Here is a 2,291-nt window from a genome sequence, read left to right as displayed (position 1 = left end):
TAGGCTCATGTTTAGCACAAATGGGTCTAAAAATATTGTTGGTTGACTCTGACCCCCAGGGGAATGCTACCAGTGGCTTGGGAGTTAATCGTTCAGTTCTTAAAAGATGTTTATATGATTTATTAATACCGACTGAGTCTGAATATTCATTAAATGATGTAATACAAACGTCATCGATTTCAAATTTGTGGTTACTACCTACAACCATAAGGCTTGCCGGTGCAGAAGTAGAATTAGTTTCGGTTATAGGGAGGGAATTCCGTTTAAAAGAAACACTAAAAGAGGTTATTAATGATTATGATTATATTTTAGTTGATTGTCCACCCTCTCTTGGCTTGCTAACAATTAATGCATTATGTTGTGCGAGCTCTATGTTAATCCCAATTCAGTGCGAGTACTATGCTTTGGAAGGCTTGGGGCAGCTTTTAAACACTCTTAATGCAGTGAAAAATTTGCTCAACCCTCAGCTTGAAATTTTTGGGGTTTTATTAACGATGTATGATGTGAGAACTAACTTATCTCAGCAAGTAGCTCAAGAGATACAAAGAGTTTTTGGAGATAAAGTGTTTAAAACTATAATCCCAAGAAATGTTCGATTAAGTGAAGCTCCAAGTTTTGGGCAACCGGTGATTACCTATGATCGTTACTCAACTGGTGCCGAAGCATATCTTAACTTAGCCAAGGAAGTGTTAGCAAGAGATGGCAAGAAAAAGTCTTGGTAAAGGGCTTGATGCTCTAATCCCTGGAGTTGGAAATCTTGGTGCACGGTCGATCCAAGAAATTGATATTCAACTTATTCATAGTAATCCTCTCCAACCCCGACTTCAAATAAACGATGAGAGCTTAGAAGAGCTTGCTCAGTCGATTCGTATTCATGGTGTTCTACAACCAATTATTGTACGAACCGATGGGACAGGATATGAAATAGTTGCAGGAGAGAGAAGATGGAGAGCAGCACAAAAAGCTGGTTTGCCAACAATTCCTGTTATAGTTGAAGAAGTAAATGAACAAAAAAGATTAGAAATTGCTTTAATTGAGAACTTACAGAGGGAAGATTTAAACCCCTTAGACTTAGCTAAGGGAATTCAACGATTGATGCTTAATTTTGAGCTAACTCAAGAGGATATTTCAAAAAGACTGGGGAAAAAGAGACCCACCATCGCTAATGTGCTCCGCCTTCTTGACTTACCCCAAGAAATACAAAAAATGCTTGAAAACAACGATATTTCATTTGGCCATGCTCGAGCATTACTTGCCATTGAAAGTCAGGATTTAAAAATTCAACTATCAGGAAAAATCATCCGAGAAAATCTTTCTGTTCGTGATATTGAAGAAGTAATTCGTAACATAAAAGCAAAAACTGAAGAACCTAATCCTTCTATAAATTATAAAGAGAAAAAAATAATTACAAATGAACAACAAGAAACCGAAATTACTTTCATTGAAGAGAGTTTGATGAAATATTTGGCAACCAAAGTGAAAATAGTGAAAAAACGAATAACCATAGAATATTATGGGGATGAAGACCTCCATCGCATTTATAATTTAATAACCGGTAAGGAAGAACCATTTTAGAGGTGGGTGTATGCCTTCAAAAGAGCCAAAAGACTTAACGGTATTTTGGATCAATCCCTTGAAGGGACAAATGAAAAAAATTAACCTCCGATGGAAAACTATTCTTATGGGCTTATTGTTGGTTATTTTGGGGGTTGGATTTGGTGTGGGTGGGATTCTTTGGTATAACAGTAGAATTAAATACGAATTGGGGAATATGTTTATTCATTTACAAGACACTAAAAGTGAATTAGCTTCCCTGGAGATCAAGAAGAAAGAACAGGAACAAAAATTAGAGGAATTATCCAAAAAGGCTGATCAAGTTATTCAAGAAATGAACCAGCTACGTGAATTAGACCAAAAGGTAAGGAGCTTGTTAGAAAAAGATTTACAATCACAATTAAAAAAGTTTGGGATAGATCTGGGTTTTTCTGCAGCATCGAACGAATTATACGTTCCGGTACAAATGTTTCTTAATCCCAATCTGGATAGCTTTCCCTTTGGAATGGGTGGGCCAAATTATATGTCGTTTTCAGGAGTTCCTGTTTCTGCTCCTTCGCTTCGATCAACCATTGATCCTGAGTTTTATAATAAAGCGAAAAGTATAGAAGATAATCTTTCATGGCTTCGTGCTGAAATGATGGTCAGGGAGAAATCTTTTAATGAAATAATTCAAGTAGTTGAAAAAAAAGACAAATTAATCACTATGGTTCCGATGCGTTGGCCAACTTGGGGAA

Annotated in this window: 3 protein-coding genes; all 3 read left to right on the top strand. The window is 36.4% G+C overall.

Annotated elements, in window-relative coordinates; all coding sequences use genetic code 11:
- A partial coding sequence (locus PLK24_RS10880) for a ParA family protein (protein WP_324479054.1) occupies positions 1-722 on the top strand: 722 nt, incomplete at its 5' end.
- Entirely contained in the window at positions 700-1,575 is an 876-nt protein-coding gene (locus tag PLK24_RS10875) for a ParB/RepB/Spo0J family partition protein (RefSeq protein ID WP_324479052.1), read from the top strand. The genes PLK24_RS10880 and PLK24_RS10875, both read left to right, overlap by 23 nt.
- A 70-nt stretch (positions 1,576-1,645) precedes the next feature.
- A partial coding sequence (locus tag PLK24_RS10870; protein ID WP_324479050.1) for a hypothetical protein occupies positions 1,646-2,291 on the top strand: 646 nt, incomplete at its 3' end.

The sequence above is a fragment of the Atribacter sp. genome, from assembly GCF_035418125.1.
Lineage (GTDB): Bacteria > Atribacterota > Atribacteria > Atribacterales > Atribacteraceae > Atribacter > Atribacter allofermentans.
Note: the sequence above shows the minus strand (reverse complement) of the source record. Positions and strands in the feature narration are given on the sequence as shown.

Excerpts from the sequence above, each read along its gene's own strand:
- PLK24_RS10875 (WP_324479052.1), top strand. The coding sequence starts at position 700 with ATGGCAAGAAAAAGTCTTGGTAAAGGGCTTGATGCTCTAATCCCTGGA.